Annotated in this window: 22 protein-coding genes and 1 tRNA gene; 16 read left to right on the forward strand and 7 right to left on the reverse strand. The window is 71.5% G+C overall.

Features of this window, described 5'->3' with window-relative positions; translation table 11 throughout:
- Positions 1-60 precede the first annotated feature (60 nt).
- Positions 61-1,560 (forward strand): sensor histidine kinase, encoded by a 1,500-nt coding sequence (locus tag ACLBWP_RS08420; protein ID WP_243561506.1) that lies wholly within the window; start codon positions 61-63, stop codon positions 1,558-1,560.
- Between the two features lie 256 nt (positions 1,561-1,816).
- Here the strand turns inward: ACLBWP_RS08420 and ACLBWP_RS08425 are convergent, their stop codons facing one another.
- Positions 1,817-2,065, reverse strand: a complete 249-nt coding sequence (locus tag ACLBWP_RS08425; RefSeq protein WP_017888820.1) for a WhiB family transcriptional regulator — start codon at positions 2,063-2,065, stop codon at positions 1,817-1,819.
- A 263-nt stretch (positions 2,066-2,328) separates the two neighbouring features.
- Here ACLBWP_RS08425 and ACLBWP_RS08430 point away from each other — a divergent pair, with 263 nt between their 5' ends.
- Entirely contained in the window at positions 2,329-2,763 is a 435-nt protein-coding gene (locus ACLBWP_RS08430) for a hypothetical protein (protein ID WP_447654813.1), read from the forward strand.
- Positions 2,764-2,833: 70 nt separating this feature from the next.
- On the opposite strand, the gene bcp is transcribed toward ACLBWP_RS08430, so the two are convergent.
- Positions 2,834-3,304, reverse strand: a complete 471-nt coding sequence (bcp, locus tag ACLBWP_RS08435) for a thioredoxin-dependent thiol peroxidase (protein ID WP_243561503.1) — start codon at positions 3,302-3,304, stop codon at positions 2,834-2,836.
- Positions 3,305-3,415: 111 nt separating this feature from the next.
- Between bcp and ACLBWP_RS08440 the strand changes: the two genes are divergently transcribed.
- The 10 genes from ACLBWP_RS08440 (at position 3,416) to ACLBWP_RS08485 (ending at position 10,380) form a co-directional block, all read left to right on the forward strand.
- Positions 3,416-3,491 (forward strand) — tRNA-Lys (locus ACLBWP_RS08440).
- A 61-nt stretch (positions 3,492-3,552) separates the two neighbouring features.
- Positions 3,553-3,990 (forward strand): hypothetical protein, encoded by a 438-nt coding sequence (locus tag ACLBWP_RS08445; protein ID WP_243561501.1) that lies wholly within the window; start codon positions 3,553-3,555, stop codon positions 3,988-3,990.
- A complete protein-coding gene (locus tag ACLBWP_RS08450; protein WP_447654814.1) occupies positions 3,987-4,445 on the forward strand; it encodes a hypothetical protein in 459 nt (152 codons plus the stop codon). The genes ACLBWP_RS08445 and ACLBWP_RS08450 overlap by 4 nt, the downstream gene beginning before the upstream one ends.
- Before the next feature lie 31 nt (positions 4,446-4,476).
- On the forward strand, positions 4,477-5,403 hold the full coding sequence (locus ACLBWP_RS08455; protein ID WP_447654816.1) for a hypothetical protein: 927 nt from the start codon (positions 4,477-4,479) through the stop codon (positions 5,401-5,403).
- Complete coding sequence (locus ACLBWP_RS08460) at positions 5,393-6,304, forward strand: alpha/beta hydrolase (protein WP_447654817.1); 912 nt, start codon at positions 5,393-5,395, stop codon at positions 6,302-6,304. Before ACLBWP_RS08455 ends, ACLBWP_RS08460 begins: the two co-directional genes overlap by 11 nt.
- Positions 6,305-6,421: 117 nt before the next feature.
- Positions 6,422-6,634: an SCO4848 family membrane protein gene (locus ACLBWP_RS08465; protein ID WP_447654818.1), complete on the forward strand. Its 213-nt coding sequence runs from the start codon at positions 6,422-6,424 to the stop codon at positions 6,632-6,634.
- 126 nt (positions 6,635-6,760) lie between these two features.
- A complete protein-coding gene (locus ACLBWP_RS08470) occupies positions 6,761-7,438 on the forward strand; it encodes a response regulator transcription factor (RefSeq protein WP_447654819.1) in 678 nt (225 codons plus the stop codon).
- A 73-nt stretch (positions 7,439-7,511) separates the two neighbouring features.
- Positions 7,512-8,768, forward strand: a complete 1,257-nt coding sequence (locus ACLBWP_RS08475; protein ID WP_447654820.1) for a sensor histidine kinase — start codon at positions 7,512-7,514, stop codon at positions 8,766-8,768.
- A gap of 78 nt (positions 8,769-8,846) precedes the next feature.
- A complete protein-coding gene (locus tag ACLBWP_RS08480; protein ID WP_447654821.1) occupies positions 8,847-9,461 on the forward strand; it encodes a PepSY domain-containing protein in 615 nt (204 codons plus the stop codon).
- Between the two features lie 88 nt (positions 9,462-9,549).
- Complete coding sequence (locus tag ACLBWP_RS08485; protein ID WP_447654822.1) at positions 9,550-10,380, forward strand: VOC family protein; 831 nt, start codon at positions 9,550-9,552, stop codon at positions 10,378-10,380.
- 98 nt (positions 10,381-10,478) lie between these two features.
- Here the strand turns inward: ACLBWP_RS08485 and ACLBWP_RS08490 are convergent, their stop codons facing one another.
- Together ACLBWP_RS08490 and ACLBWP_RS08495 are read right to left on the reverse strand one after the other, a co-directional pair.
- On the reverse strand, positions 10,479-10,784 hold the full coding sequence (locus ACLBWP_RS08490) for a hypothetical protein (protein WP_243561489.1): 306 nt from the start codon (positions 10,782-10,784) through the stop codon (positions 10,479-10,481).
- Between the two features lie 71 nt (positions 10,785-10,855).
- Positions 10,856-12,388: an amino acid permease gene (locus tag ACLBWP_RS08495; RefSeq protein WP_243561488.1), complete on the reverse strand. Its 1,533-nt coding sequence runs from the start codon at positions 12,386-12,388 to the stop codon at positions 10,856-10,858.
- Positions 12,389-12,463: 75 nt separating this feature from the next.
- On the opposite strand from ACLBWP_RS08495, the gene ACLBWP_RS08500 reads away from it, so the two are divergent.
- A complete protein-coding gene (locus tag ACLBWP_RS08500) occupies positions 12,464-13,624 on the forward strand; it encodes a mechanosensitive ion channel family protein (protein ID WP_243561486.1) in 1,161 nt (386 codons plus the stop codon).
- Positions 13,625-13,708: 84 nt separating this feature from the next.
- Here the strand turns inward: ACLBWP_RS08500 and ACLBWP_RS08505 are convergent, their stop codons facing one another.
- Positions 13,709-13,900, reverse strand: coding sequence for a hypothetical protein (locus ACLBWP_RS08505; RefSeq protein ID WP_447654823.1), 192 nt, complete (start codon positions 13,898-13,900; stop codon positions 13,709-13,711).
- An 87-nt stretch (positions 13,901-13,987) separates the two neighbouring features.
- Here ACLBWP_RS08505 and ACLBWP_RS08510 point away from each other — a divergent pair, with 87 nt between their 5' ends.
- Positions 13,988-15,139, forward strand: a complete 1,152-nt coding sequence (locus ACLBWP_RS08510; RefSeq protein ID WP_447654824.1) for an SLC13 family permease — start codon at positions 13,988-13,990, stop codon at positions 15,137-15,139.
- Between the two features lie 144 nt (positions 15,140-15,283).
- On the opposite strand, the gene ACLBWP_RS08515 is transcribed toward ACLBWP_RS08510, so the two are convergent.
- Both ACLBWP_RS08515 and ACLBWP_RS08520 read right to left on the reverse strand, forming a co-directional pair.
- Complete coding sequence (locus tag ACLBWP_RS08515; protein WP_243561480.1) at positions 15,284-16,255, reverse strand: magnesium transporter CorA family protein; 972 nt, start codon at positions 16,253-16,255, stop codon at positions 15,284-15,286.
- An 85-nt stretch (positions 16,256-16,340) separates the two neighbouring features.
- A complete protein-coding gene (locus ACLBWP_RS08520; protein WP_447654825.1) occupies positions 16,341-18,935 on the reverse strand; it encodes a hypothetical protein in 2,595 nt (864 codons plus the stop codon).
- Positions 18,936-19,069: 134 nt separating this feature from the next.
- Here ACLBWP_RS08520 and otsA point away from each other — a divergent pair, with 134 nt between their 5' ends.
- Positions 19,070-20,656: an alpha,alpha-trehalose-phosphate synthase (UDP-forming) gene (gene otsA / locus ACLBWP_RS08525; protein ID WP_243561475.1), complete on the forward strand. Its 1,587-nt coding sequence runs from the start codon at positions 19,070-19,072 to the stop codon at positions 20,654-20,656.
- Positions 20,649-21,446: a trehalose-phosphatase gene (otsB, locus tag ACLBWP_RS08530; RefSeq protein ID WP_447654826.1), complete on the forward strand. Its 798-nt coding sequence runs from the start codon at positions 20,649-20,651 to the stop codon at positions 21,444-21,446. Before otsA ends, otsB begins: the two co-directional genes overlap by 8 nt.
- The last annotated feature ends 18 nt before the right edge of the window (positions 21,447-21,464 follow it).

Below are 21,464 nucleotides of genomic sequence, written 5' to 3' on the forward strand. Positions count from 1 at the left end.
GAGCGTTCACCTGTGGACGGAGAGCGATTCTCCACAGGCCGTCGCACCTAGACTGATGCGGTGTCGACCCTCAGTGATCTCGTCCTCGCGCAAGGCCGGTCCTCCGAAGCCGACGTGGAGTGGCTCCATCTGCTCGTCGGCGACTGGCAGCTCCTGGCGGACCTGTCCTTCGCGGACATGGTGCTGTGGGTCCCGACTGCCGAGGACGGCTCGTTCGTCGCGGTCGCCCACGCCCGTCCGTCGTCCGCTGCGACCCTGTTCTACCGCGACATCGTCGGGCAGGAGATCCGCGAGGAGTGGCGCGAGCAGGTCACCCAGAGCTTCGCCAGCGCGCGCGTCACGGACTCCGCCGAGCCGGACTGGTACGAGGACACCCCGACCCGCGTCCGCGCCATCCCGGTGCTGCGGCGGCTCAGCCCGAAGAGCAAGCAGACGACCGACCGTCCGATCGCGGTGGTCACCCGCCACTCGAACCAGGACGAGTCGCGCACGCCCAGTCGTCAGGAACTGAACTTCACCGCGAGTGCGAACGACCTGTTCGGCATGATCGCGACCGGGGACTTCCCGGACCTCGGCGCACCGGCCGGCCCGCGCCGCGGTGCCCCGCGCGCGAGTGACGGTCTGCTGCGCCTCGACACGAACGGCATCGTCACCTTCGCGAGCCCGAACGGGCTCAGCGCCTTCAACCGCATGGGCTACGAGGAAGAGCTCGAGCGGAAGTCCCTGGCCGAGGTCACCACCGAGCTCCTCGGGCAGCAGCTCGACGTCGACGAGTCCCTGCCGCTCGTCGTCACCGGTCGCGCACCGTGGCGCGCGGACATCGAGTCCAAGGGCGTCACGGTCACCCTGCGGTCGATCCCGCTCCGCGACCACGGCGAGCGGATCGGCGCCGTCGTGCTCTGCCGCGACGTCACCGAGATGCGGCACCAGGAGCGCGAGCTCATCACCAAGGACGCGACGATCCGCGAGATCCACCACCGCGTCAAGAACAACCTGCAGACGGTGGCGTCCCTGCTGCGCATCCAGGCACGGCGCACCCACTCGGACGAAGCCCGCACGTCGTTGCAGAACGCCATGCGCCGCGTCGCCGCGATCGCCGTCGTGCACGACACGCTGTCGACCGGGCTCAGCCAGAACGTCGACTTCGACGAGGTGTTCGACTCCGTGCTCAAGCTCGTCACCGAGGTCGCGGCGTCGCACAACACCACGGTGCATCCGAAGAAGACGGGGGAGTTCGGCGTGCTGCCGTCCGAAGCGGCCACACCCCTGGCACTCGGACTCACCGAGCTGGTCACGAATGCGGTGGAGCACGGCCTCGACGGTCGCGACGGCGAGGTCGAGATCGTCGCGCACCGCTCCGACGACCACCTGTCGATCCAGGTCCGCGACAACGGCGTCGGGCTCCCCGAGGGCAAGGTCGGCTCGGGGCTCGGCACGCAGATCGTCCGGACCCTCATCCAGGGTGAGCTCGGCGGCACGATCGACTGGCACACCCTGACCGGCAGCGGCACCGAGGTCACGATCTCGATCCCGTTCCGGTGGGAGACCGCCGCCGCGTAGCGACGCGACCGCCTGGAGGCCCGCCACCGATCCGCCGGACCGGTCGCGGGCCTCCAGGCGGTTGCGACTGCCCCCGCGCAACGGAAGTCACCCCGCGCCACGTGTTCGCGTGGTGCGCCGTGCTCCTGGTTGTGCGAACGGGCCGGCATGCACCCCGCACGGCGCGCGCACGACGACGCCCGCCGCGCCCCGAGGGGCCCGGCGGGCGTCGTCGTCAGTGCTGGTGCGTCAGTGCTGGTGCGTCAGTGCTGCTGCGTCAGGAGGCGCGGCGAGCGCGCGCGGCGCGGCGCTTGAGCGCGCGACGCTCGTCCTCGCTGAGGCCGCCCCAGACGCCCGAGTCCTGGTTGTTCTCGAGGGCGTACTGCAGGCACATCTCGGTCACGGTGCACCGTGCGCACACCGACTTGGCCTTCTCGATCTGGTCCACCGCGGGACCAGTGTTCCCGACGGGGAAGAAGAGCTCGGGGTCCGCGGTGAGGCAGGCTGCCTTGTCACGCCAGTCCATGTGGTGGTGCTCCTTGATGTCGATGCTCGAACGGCAGGCCGGGGCCGTGGTTCGGGGCTCGAGGACTCTGCACATGCTCATGTGACGTACGGGAGGATCCTGTGGGGAGGAAACCGTGCGGGGAGAGTCCGACGCCCGCAGATGCTCGGGGGAGGAGCATCGAACCACGGGAGACGCACACCACATCGTGCCGTCCAAACGACCTCGAACATCGTTCCATACTGATATGGCCAAATCAAGGGTTGCAATGCTGGAGGATCACTGTGTCTGAGCCCACCTCGAATCTGCTCGACCCCCACGAGCCGCCGCGCCAGCCGCGTTCCCGGGCGATGCTCGTGCTGCTCGTGGTGGTCGCGCTCGAGTTCGCGGCCCTGGTGGCAGCGACGGTGTTCCTGCTGGTCGAGGTGCTGGTCTCCCCGGCGTCGAGCCTCGCCTCGGGCATCGCGCTCACGGTGCTGACGGCCATCGCCGCGCTCTGGCTCGGTTCGATGCTCGTCGGACTCTGGCGGTCTCGCTCGTGGGTGCGCAGCGGCATCATCGTGTGGCAGGTCCTGCAGGGAGCGCTGGCGATCGGTGCGTTCCAGGGCGTGTTCCGCGTCCCGTCGGTCGGCTGGGCGCTGCTGCTGCCCGCCCTGGTCGCCATCACGCTGGTGCTGTCGAAGTCGGTGACGGCCGCGCTGGCGCGTCGCGTCGAGTAGCCCCGCACCGCACGGACCGGAGGCGCGGTGCCAGCTGGCACCGCGCCTCCGGTCCGTGCGCTGCGTCCGGTCAGACCAGGCCGAGCTTCTTCCGCAGGCTCGCCACGTGGCCCGTGGCCTTGACGTTGTACAGCGGCAGCTCGACGCGGCCGTCCTCGTCGACGACGATCGTCGAACGGATGGTGCCGGTGACGACCTTGCCGTAGTTGTTCTTCTCGCCCCACGCGCCGTACGCCCGGTGCACGGCCAGGTCGGGGTCGCTGAGCAGCGGGAAGGTCAGTGCCTGTTCGTGCTGGAACCGCTTGAGCGCCGGCAGGTCGTCCTTCGAGACGCCGAGGACCTGGTACCCGGCGGCCTGCAACGACGACATGTTGTCGCGGAAGTCGCACGCCTCGGTGGTGCAGCCCGGGGTGGACGCGGCGGGGTAGAAGTACACGATGACCTTGCGCCCACGGAGCGATCCCAGGGCGTGCTCGACACCGTCCTGGTCGGGCAGCGTGAAGTCGGGTGCGGTGTCGCCGGCGGCGAGACGATCGGTCATGGTGCTCCTGTTCAGTCGGTGCCGACAGGTGGTCTCCGGCACGCGAAACCCATGCTATTGTTGATTCCCGTTGCGGCACACACCACAACACCGCCCAAGCGTCACGGGCATGCACCTCTAGCTCAATTGGCAGAGCAACTGACTCTTAATCAGTGGGTTCTCGGTTCAAGTCCGAGGGGGTGCACCACGAACAAGGAACCCTCGCTCCGGCGGGGGTTCCCGTGTATCCGAGGGGGTCGGGAAACGTGATGACACGGGAACCCAAGGGTGGTGCCCTCGACGCGGCCGAGCTCGCTCGCCGTCTCAACCTGCTGCTCGACTTCGAGGAGTCCCAGCGCGGCACGCCGGTGCCGTTCTCGGCGATCGAGGACTACGTCGACTCGCGCGGGGGGTCGCTCTCGCGGGCCAAGTGGACCTACATGCTCTCCGGTGACGGTCGGCGCAACCGGGACACCGCGCTGCTGCAGCTGCTCGCCGGCTTCTTCGAGGTCGACGAGCGCTTCCTGCTCGAGGACAGCGACGTCCCCGAGCGCATCGGCGCCCAGCTCGCCCTCGTCCGTTCGCTGCGGTCCGCCCGGGTCAGCGGGTTCGCAGCGCGGACGTTCCCCGGCGAGCTCTCGCCCGAGGCACTCCGGCGCATCGCCTCGGTGATCGAGGAAGAGTCCCAGCGCGGGATCGTGCCGTGAGCGACCACGTCGCCGAGTTCTGGGCACGGGGTCGTGCCGAGGGATGGTCGAGTGTCGACCAGGCCGTCGTCGCCGCCGCGCAGGTGGTCGGCAAGCCGATCGTCGTCCGCGAAGAAGCGTTCCTGGCCGCTGAACCCGTGTGCGGGTTCGTCGCGACGCTCGAGCACCAGCACCTCATCATGATCTCGCCCACCCCGTCCTCGACCTTCCGGTCGTTCGTCATCGGCCACGAGCTCGGCCACGTGCTGCACGCGCACCACCAGGCCTCGGCGCAGGCGGCGTACATCCGTGACGTCATCCCCGACCTGCCCGAGTACAAGGTCGAACGGGCGATGGCCCGCGGGCTCTTCGAGAACGACTTCGAGCGCGAAGCCGAGCTGTTCGCCGACGAACTCGCCGCCCTGATCCGCGACCACCGCGGGCGCCCGAGCGCGTTCCGCGGCGTCTTCGGATGATGCCGCGTCGCTCGCCGGCGGGGGCGTCGCGGTGATCCTGGCCGTCGTCCAGGCGGCGCTGCTGGTCGTGGGGGCCGTCGTGCTCTTCGTGCTGCAGCGCGGGCAGGACTGCACCCTCGCCGTCACCTTCCTGCTGTTCTGCGCCACGATCGTCACCAACATCGACCCGCTGTACCGCTGGCTCGACCCGGTGTTCGGCGGGTTCAACCTGGTGACGGTGATCAGCGACTGCCTGATGATCGCGGGGACGAGCACGCTGCTGTGGGGCGTGGCGAAGGCCGTCGGTGCCGCTGGGCCCTGGCTGCGCAACGCGATCATCGTGGCGTGCGCGGTCGTCGGCATCGTGATCGTCACCGCGTTCACCGTGCTCGACAAGCCCCCGACCACGACGACCTTCATGCTCGACGCCGGCGGCCACGCTGCGGCGGCGGTGTACTCGATCGCGCAGACGGTGTACCTGGGCGTCGCGCTCGGCGCCACGGGCGTGATCTGCGTGCTGCGCCTGCGCGAAGCCCGCTCCCGCACCGACCTGGTCGGACTGTGGGTGCTCGTGGTCGGCGGGGTGTTCGGCGTCGTGCGGATGGTCGTCGTCGTGGTGATGGACCTGGCACACGTGCTGGGGGACCTGTCCGTCACGCGGGCACTCTCGCTGCCCTACGACGTCCTGACCCCGGGCGCGGTGGTCTTCGTCGCATCGGGCATGCTCCTGCTGGTCATCGGACACCGGACCGCCCGTGCGCGACGGTCACGCCAGGTCGAACGGGCGATCCAGACCCTCGCGCCGCTGCACGCCCGGCTCGGCAGCGACAACGAGTACCCCGACACTGACGACCCGGCGACGCGGCTCAGTCGGCTCATCGTCGAGATCAACGACGGCGTCCGCAGCACACGGTCCTCGCTGAGTGATCGCGAGCGCGCGGTGCTCGCCCGCGCCGAAGCCGCGCTCGATGTCGCGTAGCGGCCGCCCCGCGCTCGTCGTCGGCAGACCCGGCCCACCGGCTCGTGCCGCCGCGGTCGGAGTCGCCCTCGCCGCGGCCACGTTCGCGCTCACGGCGACCGCGCTCGTCGCCCGCCGTGCGGCTGCGGTGCACGAGCCACCCGCGCCCGCACCGCAGCCCGACGCCGGACTGCGTGGCGTGCACGTGCACGACGTCGACGGACACGAGCTGCAGGGGTGGGTCGCGCCGAGCGTCGGCGACGGTTCGCGGTGGGCCCTGGCGCTGCCGGGCCTGGGTTCGCACCCGCTCCGCCACCAGGAGATCGCCCCGCGTCTTGCCGTGCTCGGGTACACCTGCCTGTTCGCGGCGCACTCCGCCCACTGGCCGACGCGGCGCCACCGCTTCGGCGTGCGGGAGACCGACGAGGCCCGAGCGTGGCTGCGGTACGCCGCCGAGCACGGTGCGCAGCAGGTGGTGCTGCTCGGCTGGTCCTTCGGCGCGTTCCTGTGGCTGCGAGCGCTGGCGTCCGACGACCCGCTGCCGGTGACGGTCCGCGCCGTGGTGCTCACCGGACCGCTCACCGACTGGGTCCCCACCATCGCGCACGGCGTCGGCGGTGGCGTGCTGGGACGGAGCCTGGGTCGTGCTGTGTCGGTGGTGCTCGCGGTGCCCGGACTGTCGCGACTCGCCGGACAGGCCGCACCCCTCCAGCTCCGACGGCCCGTGGTGACCGGGCACGCGATGCCGCTGCTCGTCGTGCACAGCGACGCCGATCGAACCGTTCCGCTGGCGACCAGTCGTGCCCTCGTCGCGGCGTGGACCGGTCCGGCACGACTGCGGATCGTGCACGGAGCCCGGCACGGGGCCGAGCGCGACGTCGCCCCGAACGGGTGGCTCGACGACGTCTCGACCACCGTGTAGTGTCTGTAGCAGTTGCTACATCCGTGTGGTGATCGCCGGTGGGACTCGGCCGCGTTGGGGGCGGCCGAGCGCCACCGCTGGCATCGGCCCCGCACGGCCGATCGGTAGGATCAACGGGTGCTCGTCTTCGCCGCAGTCGTCCTGTTCGTCGGTGCCCTCTTCAACGTGATCGCCTGGCCGCGCTTCTTCCAGCGCGTCGCGAAGGACACCCGTGCACGTGACGCATCGGGCCGTCCGACCACCTTCTACCGTGTGCACTTCATCCTGCTGCTGATCGCGATGGCGATCGCGCTCGCGTCGGTGATCGCGGGGATCCTGCTGCTGGTCTGACCGCGGTCTGACCCCGGCCCACACCGGACGGGAGGCCCGTGGCGACCCCGCCACGGGCCTCCCGTCCATCTCGGCGCCAGCCGCGACTTCAGCGGCGCTTCAGCGGCACCCGACAGACTGCCGTCCATGCGTGTCCTGGTGGTCGATGACGAGGTCCGGCTGGCGGACGGCGTCCGCCGAGGGCTCGAGGCCGAGGGATGGGCGGTCGACGTGGCGCACGACGGCGTCGACGGCCTCTGGTACGCGCGGGAGTTCGACTACGACGCCATCGTCCTCGACCTGATGATGCCCGGCCTGAGCGGCTGGGCGGTCTGCGCCGCACTGCGCGCTGAGCAGGACTGGACGCCGGTGCTCATGCTCACCGCGAAGGACGGCGAGTGGGACCAGGTCGAGGCGCTCGATGCCGGCGCCGACGACTACGTCACGAAGCCGTTCTCGCACCCGGTGCTCGTCGCGCGCCTGCGTGCCCTGGTGCGTCGTGGTGCTCGCGAGCGCCCGGCGGTCCTGACCGTCGACGACCTGGCGCTCGACCCGGCAGCCCGTACCGTCTCGCGCGGCGAGGTCCCGCTCGACCTGACCAGCCGGGAGTTCGCCGTCCTGGAGTTCCTGGTCCGCCGAGCTGGCCAGGTCTGCTCGAAGCGGCAGGTCATCGAGAACGTCTGGGACGTCGACTTCGACGGCGATCCGAACATCGTCGAGGTCTACGTCGGGCACCTGCGGCGCAAGGTCGACCGGCCGTTCGGGCGAGCCACGATCGAGACGGTGCGGGGTGCCGGCTACCGGCTGGCGGTGGACGGTGCGTGAGCGGAGGGCACGCTCCCTGCTGCGGTCGCCGCGGAGTGTGCGGGCACGGACGACGCTGGCCGCCGTACTGCTGGTGTCCGCCGCGCTGGTCGTCGGGTCCGTGCTGTTCGTGACGGTCCTGCGGCTGGTGCTGCTCGACGGCGTGCGGACCAGCGCCGAGAGCGGACTGGAACAGGCGACCGCCCGGGTCGAGACCGACGGCGCGCGGGCGGTCGCCGGGTACGACGACGTACTCGTGCAGGTCGTCGGCACGGACGGTCGGGTCCTGGCGCACGGCGACGACGCCGACCCACCCGCGCTGCCGACCACCGACGAGTCTCGGTGGTCGCACGACGGCGAGCGGTGGCTGCTCGTGGCGGACGACGCCGACCTGCCGGACGGTTCCGACGCCACCGTGGTGTTCGGGTCGTCGCTCGAGGCGGCGGACACGGCCACGACCACGGTGGTGACACTGCTCACGGTCGGGGTGCCGCTGCTGGTCCTGCTCATGGGCATCGGCACGTGGGTCGTCGTGGGCCGGTCGTTGCGACCGGTCGAACGGATCCGGAGCCAGGTCGCCGAGGTCGGCGGCGCGTCCCGCGGTGCTCGCGTCGCGGTCCCGTCCACGGGCGACGAGGTGGCTCGGCTCGCCGCGACCATGAACGACATGCTCGAGCGACTGGACCGGTCGGCTGCCGCGCAGCGGCGGTTCGTGTCGGACGCGTCCCACGAACTCCGGTCGCCGATCGCCTCGGTGCGCCAGCACGCGTCGGTGGCGCGCGCGCACCCGGACAGGATCGACCTGGCCGACCTGACCGACGTCGTGCTCGCCGAGAACGACCGGTTGGCCGCGCTCGTCGACGGGTTGCTCGAACTCTCCCGTCTGGACGAACGCGGGCTCGTCGAGCGGCGGCCGGTGGACCTCGACGACCTGGCGCTGTCCGAGGTGGCACGGGTTCGCGCCGAGGGCCGGGTACGCGCAGACGGTTCGGGGATCGGTCCGGCCCGCGTCCTCGGCGACCACCGGCTGCTCGGCCAGGTCGTCCGGAACCTCGTCGACAACGGCGCGCGTCATGCCAGTGGCACCGTCGCGATCGGCGTGCGGCAGGTCGGGACCATCGCCGAGCTGACGGTCGAGGACGACGGCGACGGGATCGCGGTGGGGGAGCGGGACCGGGTGTTCGACCGGTTCGTCCGGTTGGACGAGGCCCGCAGTCGCGATGACGGCGGGTCCGGCCTGGGCCTGGCGATCGTCCGCGACGCCGTGCGCGCGCACGGTGGCAGCGTGGTGGTCGAGGACGCGCCCGGTGGCGGTGCACGGTTCGTCGTGCGCATGCCGGTCGGCGGATGATGCGCGCGTCCCCGGCGCCCGGTCTCCGCTCAGCCCGCTTCAGGTCTGCTTCAGCACCCGCCAGCCAGGCTCGCTCCCATGATGATCACCGACATGACCCGGACCCGCCGCATCGCCATCTCCGCCGCCGTCCTCCTCGCAGGCGGCCTCGCCGTCAGCGGCTGTGCCGATGCTGACGACCCTTCGGACGGCGCCACGGTGGCCGCCGGTGACACCGCCAGTGGGGCCACGACCGCTCCCAGCAGCGCAGCCCGGTCGAACGACGCCCTCGTCGACGCAGCCGCCACCGCCCGCAAGTCCGTCGGCTCCGGCACCGTGGTGTCGATCGAGCAGGAACGCAACGGCTCGGCCTGGGAGGTGCTGGTCGTCGCCGAGGACGGCACCGAGCGCGAGGTCCACACCGACGCCGCGGGCACCGGTGCCGAGGGCGCGCCGCGGACCGACGGCACGGACCCCGACGACGTCGCGGAGAACCAGCGGTTCGTCGACGCTGCCGAGCTCGACGTGGCGCAAGCCGCGGACCGACTCACCGGCGCCGTCGCGGGCTCGGTCACCGAGCTCGGACTCGACGACCACGCCGGCACCGTCGTCTGGGAGGGCGACGTCCGCGATGCCTCGGGTACGAAGCACAGCATCCGGATCGACGCAGGGTCCGGTGACGTCGTCACGAACACCGTCGACACCGACGACTGAGGCGCTCAGTCCCGGTCCGGGAGCTGGTCACGGAGCACGGTGACGGAGTAGACCGGGGCGCATCCGCCGCACCTGACCGGAGGCCACGATGACCGACGCGACACCGCGCACGTACCCGCAGGGCGTCCCGAGCTGGATCGAGGGGAGCTTCCCGGATCCGGACGCCGCCGCCGACTTCTACGCCGCCCTGTTCGGCTGGCAGCTCGAGGAGCGACTGCCGCCGTCCGTGCCGGGGTCGTACCGGATCGCCACACTCGACGGCCGTGACGTCGGCGCGATCGCCTCGAGCGACGACCCCGCCGCGTGGTGGACCACCATCGCGGTCGACGACGTCGACCAGGTCGTCACCCGCGTCGTCGACCTCGGTGGCACGGCGACGGCGCCGGCGGACGCGGGCCCGGGTGGCAGTGCCGGACGCGGCGCCACGTGTGTCGATCCGCGCGGGGCAGCCTTCGCGCTGTGGCAGGCCCGCGACCGCCTCGGCGCGCAGCACATCAACGCGCCCGGGGGCTGGGTGTTCAGCGACCTGCGCTCCAGTGAGCCCGACGCGGCGTTCTCGTTCTACCAGCAGCTGTTCGGCTGGGAACGCTCCGGCGTGCAGGAGGGGCCGAGCACGATGCTCCTGCTCCCCGGGTACGGCGACCACCTGGCTGCGACGTCGGACCCGCACATCCGCGAACGCCAGGCCGGGGCACCGCCCGAGTTCGCCGACGTCGTGGCCGCCCTGGCCCACATCGACGCCGGCCCCGACGACTGGTACGTCACGTTCGGGGTCGCCGACCGCGACGAGGCGACCGCCCGGATCGAGTCCCTCGGGGGCCGGGTGCGCTCGACGTGGGAGGGGCCGTACACGCGCGCCGCGGACGTCGTCGACCCGCAGGGGGCACCGTTCCGGGTGATGCAGTACGCCGCGGGCTGAACCCGCGCCGGTCCGCGCCGCGGGGTGGACCCGCGCCGGTCCGCGCCGCGGGGTGGACCCGCACCGGTCCGCGCCGCGGGGTGGGCTGCGCCGGTCGGTCAGGACTCGGTGGGTGCCGGCTGCCCGAGGACCCGGCGGAGCGCCAGCGCGGCGACCTGCTCGTCGGACGTGTCGAGCAGCACCCGCCAGGTGTCGTCCGGGGTGAGGAACTCCACGCACACGGCATCGAAGTCGCACGGCTCGATGCGCCAGCCGCGCACCGCGTCCATCGGCACCGGCTCGAGGGCGTCCCGCTCGAAGCTGGTCTCGGCGTGCACCCGGTCGGGGAACACCCGGACGCGCCCGAAGCAGCCCCGCCAGGTCAGCTGGAGGTCGAGCATCGGGGGAGCGGCACGGTCAGGCACCCGCTGATCGTACTGGCGGGTGCCCGACCGGCCGACGCTGTCGCCGCGCGGTTCGCGCTGGACGGACAGGGTCAGTTCCCGTCGCCGTCGCGGCGCACCTGGTTCGCGGGGTCGCGCCCGGTGATCGGGTACGGGCCCGTGACCCCCTCGCGCAGCTGGGCGATGCGCAGGATGCGGTCGCGCTGCAGGAACCAGCCCACGATCAGCAGCGGGATGATGATCACGAGCGACGCGATGGTGAGCGTGCCGACGGGCCAGTCGATCGCCATGAGCACGAGCACCGACACCAGGAACGCCAGCGTGAGCCACGCGGTCACGGGGGCGCCGGGCAGCTTGAACGACGGTTCCTTCGCCTTGCCCTGCTTCGCCCACTGCCGCAGGCGCATCTGGCACAGGATGATCGTGCCCCAGGCGGTGATGATGCCGAGGCTCGCGATGTTGAGCGCGATCTCGAAGGCCTGCTTCGGGACGAAGTAGTTCAGGGCGACGCCGGCGACGGTGAAGGCCGCGGTGAGCAGGATGCCGGCGAACGGCACGCCGCCCTTCGTCATCTTCGTCGTCCACTTGGGCGCCGATCCGTTCATGCCCATCGAGTGCAGCGCACGACCGGTCGAGTACAGCCCGGCGTTGAGCGACGACAGCGCCGCGGTCAGCACCACGAAGTTCATGATCGAACCGACGATCACCCCGACCTGCGGGTTGCCGAGCGACGAGAAGAACGTCACGAAGGGGCTCTCGCCCTCCTTGTACGACGTGTACGGCAGCAGCAGCGACAGCAGCACGACCGACCCGACGTAGAACACCGCGATGCGGAACACGACGGAGTTGATGGCGCGGGGGATGACCTTCTCGGTGTCCTGGGTCTCGCCGGACGCCGTGCCGACGAGCTCGATCGCGGCGTAGGCGAAGACGACGCCCTGCACCACGAGCACCGCGGGCAGCAGGCCGTTCGGGATCAGGCCGCCGTTGTCCTGCCAGATCGAGAAGCCCGTCCGGACGGCCTCGCCACCCGTCTCGACCGGGAACGCGAAGATCAGCCAGATCAGCGCGACGACCAGGAACGCCACCAGGGCGACGACCTTGATGATGGCGAACCAGAACTCCAGCTCACCGAAGACCTTGACCGCCACCATGTTGGCGGCGAGCACGACCACGAGCGCGATCAGGGCGAGCAGCCACTGCGGCGCCGCGGTGAAGGCCCGCCAGTACTGCAGGTAGAGCGCGACCGCGGTGGTGTCGACGATCGAGGTCATCGCCCAGTTCAGGAAGTACATCCAGCCCGCGGCGTAGGCGAACTTCTCGCCGTAGAACTCGCGCGCGTACGAGATGAAGGACCCGGACGACGGACGGTGCAGCACGAGCTCGCCGAGCGCCCGCAGGATGAAGAACGCGAACACGCCCGCGATCAGGTACACGACGGCCAGGGCGGGCCCGGCGGTGTGCAGGCGTCCACCGGCACCCAGGAACAACCCGGTCCCGATCGCACCGCCGATCGCGATCATCTGCAGCTGCCGGGGCTTCAGCCCGTGCTGGTAGCCCTCTTGCTCGTGCGAGAAGTCGTTCGCTGGCGCCTGCTCCACGCCTGTGTCGTTCTGCGCTGTCATGGCCGACACGCTACATGCGCACCGAGTCGTCCGGCGACTGGGCCACGCCCGTCGTCGAGTTGGCACCATGGGCAGATGGACATCCTCCTCCAGCTCCTGGTCGCGGTCGGGTTCGCCCTGCTGGCGACCGCCGTGGCCGCTCTCGTCCTGCACCTGGTGTTCCGCGGGCTCGGTCGACGCGAACGCTGGGCCGCCGCGCTCTCCCGGCGCACCAAGCACCCCGTCCGCACGATGCTGCTCGTCGTGCTGCTCTGGATCGCGTTCGCGTCATCCATCCCGAACACCGACGCGTACCCGTGGCGTGACCACGTCTCGCACGCGTTCCTCGTCGTCACGATCGGTGTCGGGACCTGGCTGGCGTGCGAGCTCGCGGTGTTCCTCGAGAGCCTCGGCCTGCACCGCTACCGCGTCGACGTCCCGGACAACCGCGTCGCGCGACGGGTCCGCACGCAGGTGCTGATCCTGCGGCGGGTCACCGTCGCCGTGCTCGTCATCATCGGCGTCGGCGCGATCTTGCTGACCTTCCCCGGGGTCGAGGCCGCCGGCGCGAGCGTCCTGGCCTCGGCCGGACTCATCTCCGTGATCGCGGGCCTCGCGGCGCAGTCCACCCTGGGCAACGTCATCGCCGGCATGCAGCTCGCGTTCTCCGGGTCGATCCGCGTCGACGACGTCGTCGTGGTCGAGACCCAGTGGGGCCGGATCGAGGAGATCACGCTGACGTACGTCGTCGTCCACCTGTGGGACGACCGCCGGTTCGTGCTGCCCTCGACGTACTTCACGTCCACCCCGTTCGAGAACTGGACGCGCACCAGCAGCGAACTGCTCGGCGCGGTGGAGTTCGACCTGGACTGGCGTGTCAGCCCCGCCGAGATGCGGAAGGAACTCGACCGGATCCTCGAGACGTCGACGATCTGGGACCGCCGGACCAAGGTGCTGCAGGTCACCGACGCCGTGGGCGGGCTGGTGCGGGTCCGCGTCCTGGTCACCGCCCCGGACGCGGGTGGCCTGTTCGACCTGCGGTGCTACGTCCGCGAGGAGATGGTCGACTGGCTGCAGCGCACCCACCCGGACGCCCTGCCCGTCCAGCGCGTGCAGCTCGCCGAGCCCGCGACGCCGCTGCGCCGACGCGGCCGCTCCACCGAGGGCGACAGCTCGCTCTTCCGTGAGGACGACGAGCGCGGAGCGCTCTTCACCGGACCGATCCAGACCGCGCACATCCCGCCGTCCGAGCGGTAGACCCGACCCGGGACACACAGGAGGCCCGGTGCCAGCTGGCACCGGGCCTCCGGTCCGTCACCCGCGGATGATGGACCGCTCAGGTCACGGCTGCCGCGCGCGGACCGCGCGGTCGTCCTCCACCACCGTGCCGATCGCCACCACCGTGGTCGCCAGCCAGGCAACCCACGTCAGGGCGAGGCGCCAGTCACGCGGACCCTGACGCGTCGTCTGGATCACGCTGTAGCCGCTGATGATCGAACTCCACACCGCACCGTTGAACAAGAACTTGCGCACGGATTCCTCCTGTCGTCGTCTCAGGCCACGCTACTGGTCGCTACATTGGAGCGCCGCCGGTGGCGGTACCCCACACAAGGAGTCGTCGTGCGTCAAGCCGTCATCGGTGCAGTGCTGTTGGTCATCGGCGCGGTGTGCGTCGCGCTCGGCCTGCTGCCCGTTCCCGACCTGATCGAACTCGCCGACCGGGTGCTGCCGGTCCTGGGGTTCGTGCTCGGCCTGACCATCGTGTCCGAGCTCGCCGCCGACGCCGGGGTCTTCGACCGTCTGGCCGACCTGGCCGCGCGCGTCGGTGGTGGCCGCACCATCGGGCTGTGGGGCGCGGTCGTCGTGCTCGCCGTGCTCTGCACCGTGTTCCTGTCCATCGACACCACCGCCGTGCTGCTGACGCCCATCGTCATCGCTCTCGCCCGCCGGGTGGGCCTGCCGCCGATGCCGTTCGCGCTCACCACCGTGTGGCTGGCGAACACCGCCTCGCTGCTGTTGCCCGTGTCGAACCTGACCAACCTGCTGGCCGTCGACAAGATCGGGCTCGACGGACCCATCCCGTTCGCCGGGCTGATGGTGTGGGCGGCGCTTGCCGGGGTCGTCGTGCCGTGCGCGGTGCTGCTCGTCGTGTTCCGGGGCAAGCTCTTCGGCCGGTACACACCGGTGTCGGTGCGCCCGCCGGCCGACCGGGTGTTCTTCACCGCCGCGTCGATCGTGCTGGTCGCCCTGGTGGTCGCGCTGACCGCCGGTGTCACCGTGTGGATCGCCGCGGTCCTCGCCGCACTCGCGCTCGTCGTGGTCGCCGCGTTCCGGGCACCGTCCGAGCTGAAGCCCTCGCGCGTGCCGTGGTCGACGCTCGTGTTCGCGGCCGGGCTGTTCGTGGTCGTCGAGACGCTGCACACGACCGGCATCACCGACCCGCTCGTGAACGCACTGCCGGGCGGCTCGGGCACCGGCTCGCTGCTGGCGCTGGCCGGCGCTGGCGGGGTCGCCGCCAACGCGATCGACAACCTGCCGGCGTACCTGGTGCTCGAGCCGGCGGCCGGGCACGACGCCCTGCGCTACGCGGCCCTGCTGATCGGCGTGAACGCGGGCTGCCTCATCACGCCGTGGGCCTCGCTCGCGACGCTGCTGTGGCACGCGCGGCTCGCCGCCGAGGGTGTGCACCTGTCGTGGGGTCGGTACATGGCGCTCGGCTGCGTCGTCGCCCCGCTCACCGTCGTCGCCGGCGTCCTCGCGCTGCGGCTGTAGCGGAGCGCGCCGCGCTCGGTTGTCTGCTGGTGCGAGCTTGTTCGCCCCGTGCGCGCTTGTTTCCTCGCACCACGCCGCCAACCGGGCACGTGGCGCGAACCTCGCACGGTGCTCGCCAGCACCGTGCGAGGTCGTGCGCTGCGGCTACAGCCAGTCGCGGTGCTTGAACGCGCGGTAGAGCACCAGCGACGTCACCACGATGAGCGAGAGCGACAGGAACAGCCCGCTCCACGAACTCTCGCCCGGGAACGTCACGTTCTGCCCGAAGAAGCCGGTGATCGCGGTGGGGATGGCGATGATCGCTGCCCAGCTCGTGACCTTCTTCATGACGGTGTTCTGCCGGTTCGACGCCAGGTTCAGGTTCGTGTCCAGCACGCTCGACACGGCGTCGCGGAGCTGGTCGACCGAGTCGGCGATCGACACCAGGTGGTCCTCGACGTCGCGCAGGTACGGACGCACGCCGTCGACGATCGTGTCGGCGTCGCCGTGCAGCAGCGACGCCACGCTGTCCCTGGTGGGCACGACCAGCCGCCGGAGCACCCCGAGGGCCTTCCGCAGGGCGAACGACCGGCGCTGGATCTGCTGTTCGCGCGGGTCGCTGCGCTCGAACAGGTCGTCCTCGAGCTCGTCGATGTCCTGCTCGATCGCCTCGACCTCGGCCGTGGCGTGGTCGACGACCGCATCGAGCAGTGCCCACACCAACCAGGGCACACCGTGCCCGGCCAGGTCGGCGTTCGAGTCCAGCCGGCGTTCCATCGCCCCGGTGTCGACCTCGGGTCCGTGGATCGTCACCAGCGCGTGCTTCGTGATGAACGCCTTGACCTCGCGGGTGACCAGCGCGCCGGCGTCGTCGCGTCCCTGCACGTCGTAGACGACCAGGAACAGGCTGTCGCGGTATCGGTCGAGCTTCGGTCGCTGCCCCCGTTCGACCGCGTCCTCGACGGCGAGCGCGTGGATGTCGAGTTCCTCTTCGAGCTGTCGCAGGTCCGACGCCTGTGGGTCCGTGTAGTCCACCCACACGAAGCCGTCACCGTCGGCGATGCAGTCCGACACCCGCTCCACCGGGAAGTCCCGCTCGGCTGCCGATCCGTTCCGCCACGAGCGCGTGCTGACCATGTGCCACAGCGTAGTGAGCGACGACTGCGCGCCCCGGGCAACGTGGTACCCGGGGCTCGCAGGACGGACAGGGTCCGGATCGTCGTCAGTAGGCGCTGACGAGCTTGCCGTCCTGCACCTTCAGGTACTCGTTCACGTCGAAGTTGTCCTCGGCGTGGCCGGAGTCCCCGAAGAACGACGTGTAGTCGTACCCGATGACGCCGTCCGACGTGCTCCGCACCTCGACCGTGCCCGACCCGGTCGCCTCGATCTCGAGCTTCGGCATCGTGGTGACCGTGTACTTCACCGGGCCGTCGGCGTCGTACGGCCCGTACCAGGGGCAGCCGTCCAGCGCGTCGACGTCGGTCTTGGCAGCGCAGGTGGTGATGAGGTCCTCCACCCACTTCTGGGCGTCGGTCGTGAGTTGCTCCGTCGCCTTCGGCTGGAAGTCCACGTACGAGCTCGACGCCGACGAGCCGGCCGACACCGTCTTCGTGCCGCCGACGAAGTACTTCGACCCACCGACCTGGATGCGGTACGTGCCCGGGTAGGCGAGCGAGGCGAACGTGCCGTCCTCGATCTTCCCGACGCGCTTGCCCGCGACCGTCACCGGCGCGCCTTCGAGTGCCGACGACGCGGCCACCGACAGCCGGGTCGCGAGCGGCGTCGTGATCCGCCACTCGTCCTTGACGAGCCAGCTGGTGCCCGTGCGGCGCAGCGCGACCTGCCCGGAGCGGTTCTTGCCGCCCTGCGTGTAGCTCACCGTCGCGGTCGCGGTGTCACCACTCGTCACGACGCGACCGACGCGGACGTCGGCCGGCCGGTCCGTCGCGCTCCGCAGCACCGTGGCGTCGAGCATCGACGCGTCGCCCGGGACCTCGCTCATGCGGTCGGCGGCCGTGGCGTCGCCGCGGGCGATCGCCGCGACGTAGCTGCGGACGGTCGGGGCGGGGCCCCACACGTTCGACCGGAGCACGCCGGTGGTGACGGCTCCCGCGACGACCACGACGACGACCACGCCGGCCGCGACCAGGGAGCGGACGAGGACCTTGCGGGCGCGGGGCGACATCGGCGCAGCGGCGCTCGCCGCCTCCGGCCCGACGAAGGCCTGCGACCCGGCACCGGCGAAGGCCTGCGACCCGGTACCGACGAAGGCCTGCGACCCGGTACCGACGAAGGCCTGCGACCCGGTACCGGCGGCGGCGCCGACCGTACCGGTGTCGGCAGCCGAGGCGGGGCCGGCCGTGCCGACACCGGACCGGCCGCCGTCCCACGCCGGAGGAGCGGCTCCCCACGCCGGGGCGACGACCGCACGCGGATCAGCGCCGACGACCTTCGACGCCAGCAGCACGACGCGCCCACCCAGCACGGGCAGCAGCAGGGGCGCCAGGAACCGTGCGACGACCTCGATCACCGCACCCCAGACGGCGAACACGACGGGCGTCCACGGCGCGACGCCCGCCGACCCGGCGCCGGACACCGCGCTCGACCCGGTCGCGCTGTACGACACGACGACCGTCCCGAGCACGAAGACCACGACACCGGCGAGCAGCCAGACCGCCGGGGTCACCACCCAGTCCAGCGTCGTGCGGACCCGGTCGTTGCGGCGCACGGCGAGCAACAGCCCGGCGACGAGCGCGGCGACGACGACGAGCAGGACGACCAGCCAGATCCACCCGGTGGTCCCGCCGAACGCCGAGCCGGTCTGTGCCGCGCTGCCGAAGCCGGACGCCCCGATGCCACCGAGGAACCCGAGTGCGACGAGTGCGAGCGCGAGGTTGCCGATGGCGACGGGCAGCGCCGACCCCCACGACGGCTGGGTGACGAGCGCGACGAGCACCAGCACGACGGCGACCACCACGGTCAGGGTCCCGAGCTGCAGGGTCGCCACCCGTGCGGTCCCGAGCGCGCGGGCCAGCACCACACGACCCCGGACGAGCATCGCGGGACGGGCGAGGAACGCCGACGCGGCACCGACGACGAACGCGCCGATGATGCTGCTCGCACCGACGGCGTGCACCGCCCCGATCGTGACGCCGGACGTCGCCGGGAAGCGGATCGCGAGCACGAGCCCGGCGATCGTCGTGAACGCCGTCAGCACGATCCCGGTCACAGCGGACGTGACGAGCACCTGGGGGAGTCCGAGCACACGGCTGCGGATCCGACGGGTCAGCACCACGGCGAGCACGACCTGGGCGACGAGCACCAGGAGCGGGACGACCCCGATCGACGCTGCGCCGGAGACCCCGAACAGGGCGACGGACCCCGACACGTGCAGCCGGCCGAAGTCGGCCAGCGCGACGAGTTGCGCCGGGGCACCGAGCAGCACGCTGACACCGGACAGCAGGCTCTGCACGTCCGGGGTCGATGCAGCGCCACCCGTCTCCGGCAGTGCGGCGCCACCGAACGAGTCGCCCGATCCGCCGGCCGCCACCACGGCGACGGTGAGCAGCAGCGAGATCCCGGCGACGACGTACGCGGCCACCCAGGCGCCGACTCCGGCGAGGGCGGCAGCGAGCCAGTCGCGTCCGCCGATCGAGCCGAGCAGACGACCGAGGGCGTCCGGCTCACGCGGCGGTCCGGCGGCGGCACCGGCACCACCGGGGCCACCGGGGCCACCGGCACCACCGCTGCCGTCGGCCCCCGGGCCGGGCACGGGCGGGCCCGAAGGACCCCAGGATTCGGGCGGGACGTCGCTCACGGCGGATTCCTCTCCGGCCGGGCGGCCGCGCACCGCCCTCCGGCACGCCGTGTCCCCCCGACACGACGCTCAGCATACGCTCAGCCGCAGGGCAGCCGGGAACCGGGTGTCGGCGCGCTGGTAGGTTGCGAGCCGTGTCTGCTCCTTCCAGTTCGTCCAGCAAGTACTCCTTCGTCGTCGCCTCGAACCGCCTGCCGGTGGACCGCGTCGTCGACGAGGACGGCAACGAGGGCTGGCGGCACTCGCCCGGCGGGCTGGTCACGGCGCTCGAGCCGGTCATGCGCGCGAACGACGGCGCCTGGGTCGGATGGGTCGGCCAGCCCGACGTCGAGGTCGAGCCGTTCGACAACGAGGGCATCCACATCGTCCCGGTGCCCCTCAGCGCGAGCGACGTCGAGGACTACTACGAGGGCTTCAGCAACGACACGCTGTGGCCGCTGTACCACGACGTCATCGAGCACCCGAGCTACCACCGCGACTGGTGGAACGCGTACAAGAGCGTCAACCAGCGCTTCGCCGAGCAGATCGCCGAGATCGTCGAGCAGGACGGCATCGTCTGGGTGCAGGACTACCAGCTGCAGCTCGTGCCCGCGCTGCTGCGCGAACTGCGCCCCGACCTGACGATCGGCTTCTTCAACCACATCCCGTTCCCCCCGGTCGGCATCTACGCGCAGCTGCCGTGGCGTGCGCAGATCCTGGACGGGCTGCTCGGGGCGGACGTCATCGGGTTCCAGCGCCACGACGACGCCAGCGACTTCCTGCGGGCCGTCCGCCACATCAAGGGCTACACGACCAAGGGCACGACGATCGACGTGCCGGTCGACGACCCGGATGCACCGCGCAGCCGCAAGGGGATCACCGTCCGTCACGTCGAGGCGCGCCACTTCCCGATCTCGATCGACGCCGAGAGCTTCGAGGAGATCGCCCGCCGCCCCGAGGTGCAGGAACGGGCCCGTGCGATCCGCGAGGGCCTCGGCAACCCCAAGACCGTGCTGCTCGGGGTCGACCGACTCGACTACACCAAGGGCATCCGGCACCGCATCAAGGCGTTCGGTGAACTGGTCGAGGACGGCCGGGTCGCGGTCGAGGACGCCACCCTCGTGCAGGTCGCCAGCCCCAGCCGCGAACGGGTCGACTCGTACCGGCTGCTCCGCGACGAGATCGAACTGAGCGTCGGACGGCTCAACGGCGACCTCGGCACCATCGGTCACCAGCCGATCTCGTACCTGCACCACGGCTACCCGCGCGAGGAGATGGTCGCGCTCTACCTGGCCGCCGACATCATGCTCGTGACCGCCCTGCGCGACGGCATGAACCTGGTCGCGAAGGAGTACGTCGCCAGTCGGTTCGACAACGACGGGGTGCTGATCCTGTCCGAGTTCGCCGGTGCCGCCGACGAGCTGAAGCAGGCGGTCATCATCAACCCGCACGACATCGGCGCGCTGAAGGACTCGATCGAACGCGCGATCGAGATGCCCCGCCGCGAGCGTTCGACCCGCATGCGCGCGCTCCGCAAGCGCGTCCGCGACAACGACGTGGCGCGCTGGTCGCGGTCGTTCCTCGAGGCGCTCGACCGGCACGCGCCCCGCGACGCGCGGATCGATCCGTCCGCGACCGAGCCCGCACACCGCGAGGCACAGACCGACAACATGTCCATCTTCGACCAGGACGCGCAGACCGCGCGTGCCGCCGAGGACACCCGGGAGGACCGTGATGCCTGAGCAGACCCCGCACGTCGACGAGACGGCAGCCCCAGGGCTCGACACGGCCCTGGCAGACCTCGCCGGCTCCGGCACGCTCCTGGTCGCGCTCGACTTCGACGGCACGCTGGCACCCTTCGCCGACGACCCCGGCCAGGTCGGTGCGCTCCCCGGCAGCTGGGCGGCCGTCCTGACCCTGCAGCGCGCGGCACGGACCGAGGTCGTGCTGGTGTCCGGGCGTCCCCTGGACAGCCTGGCTCGCGTCAGCCACGCACCCGACGACATGTCCCTCGTGGGGTCGCACGGCGTCGAGTGGCGGGTGGACGGCCACGACGAAGCGGCCCTGACCGACGACGAACGGGCGCGTGTCGCCCGCATCGGTGCCGCGCTCGACGCCGTGGGGGAGCGCTTCCCCGGCGTCGTCATCGAGCACAAGCCCGCGGGGCACGGCGTGCACACCCGCCGGGTCAGCGCCGAGGTCGCTGCCCAGGCGAACGCCGCCGCCAGCCAGGCCGCGCACGACGCCGATCCCGAGGTGCTCGAGCGCGGCGGCAAGGACATCGTCGAGTTCGCCGTCCGGCACGTCACGAAGGGCGACGCGATCGCCCGGTTGCGCGAGCTCCGCCGCGCGGACGCGGTCTTCTTCGCCGGGGACGACGTCACCGACGAGGACGCCTTCCGGGTGCTCGGCGCCGGCGACGTCGGCGTGAAGGTCGGCCCGGGCGACACCGTCGCCGGGTTCCGCGTCGCCGACCCGGCGGCCCTGACCGACGTGCTGAAGCAGCTCGCTCGTCTGCGGGCGACACGCTGACGGACCGGGCGCGCCCGC

Source organism: Microbacterium sp. M1A1_1b (assembly GCF_053345565.1).

What these genes read in the sequence shown, in the direction of transcription:
- otsB (WP_447654826.1), top strand. Translation starts at nt 20,649, where the DNA reads ATGCCTGAGCAGACCCCGCACGTCGACGAGACGGCAGCCCCAGGGCTC.
- ACLBWP_RS08485 (WP_447654822.1), top strand. Translation starts at nt 9,550, where the DNA reads ATGACCGACGCGACACCGCGCACGTACCCGCAGGGCGTCCCGAGCTGG.
- ACLBWP_RS08425 (WP_017888820.1), bottom strand. Translation starts at nt 2,065, where the DNA reads ATGGACTGGCGTGACAAGGCAGCCTGCCTCACCGCGGACCCCGAGCTC.
- bcp (WP_243561503.1), bottom strand. Translation starts at nt 3,304, where the DNA reads ATGACCGATCGTCTCGCCGCCGGCGACACCGCACCCGACTTCACGCTG.
- ACLBWP_RS08480 (WP_447654821.1), top strand. Translation starts at nt 8,847, where the DNA reads ATGATGATCACCGACATGACCCGGACCCGCCGCATCGCCATCTCCGCC.
- ACLBWP_RS08495 (WP_243561488.1), bottom strand. Translation starts at nt 12,388, where the DNA reads ATGACAGCGCAGAACGACACAGGCGTGGAGCAGGCGCCAGCGAACGAC.
- ACLBWP_RS08470 (WP_447654819.1), top strand. Translation starts at nt 6,761, where the DNA reads ATGCGTGTCCTGGTGGTCGATGACGAGGTCCGGCTGGCGGACGGCGTC.
- ACLBWP_RS08460 (WP_447654817.1), top strand. Translation starts at nt 5,393, where the DNA reads ATGTCGCGTAGCGGCCGCCCCGCGCTCGTCGTCGGCAGACCCGGCCCA.
- ACLBWP_RS08500 (WP_243561486.1), top strand. Translation starts at nt 12,464, where the DNA reads ATGGACATCCTCCTCCAGCTCCTGGTCGCGGTCGGGTTCGCCCTGCTG.
- ACLBWP_RS08445 (WP_243561501.1), top strand. Translation starts at nt 3,553, where the DNA reads ATGACACGGGAACCCAAGGGTGGTGCCCTCGACGCGGCCGAGCTCGCT.
- ACLBWP_RS08515 (WP_243561480.1), bottom strand. Translation starts at nt 16,255, where the DNA reads ATGGTCAGCACGCGCTCGTGGCGGAACGGATCGGCAGCCGAGCGGGAC.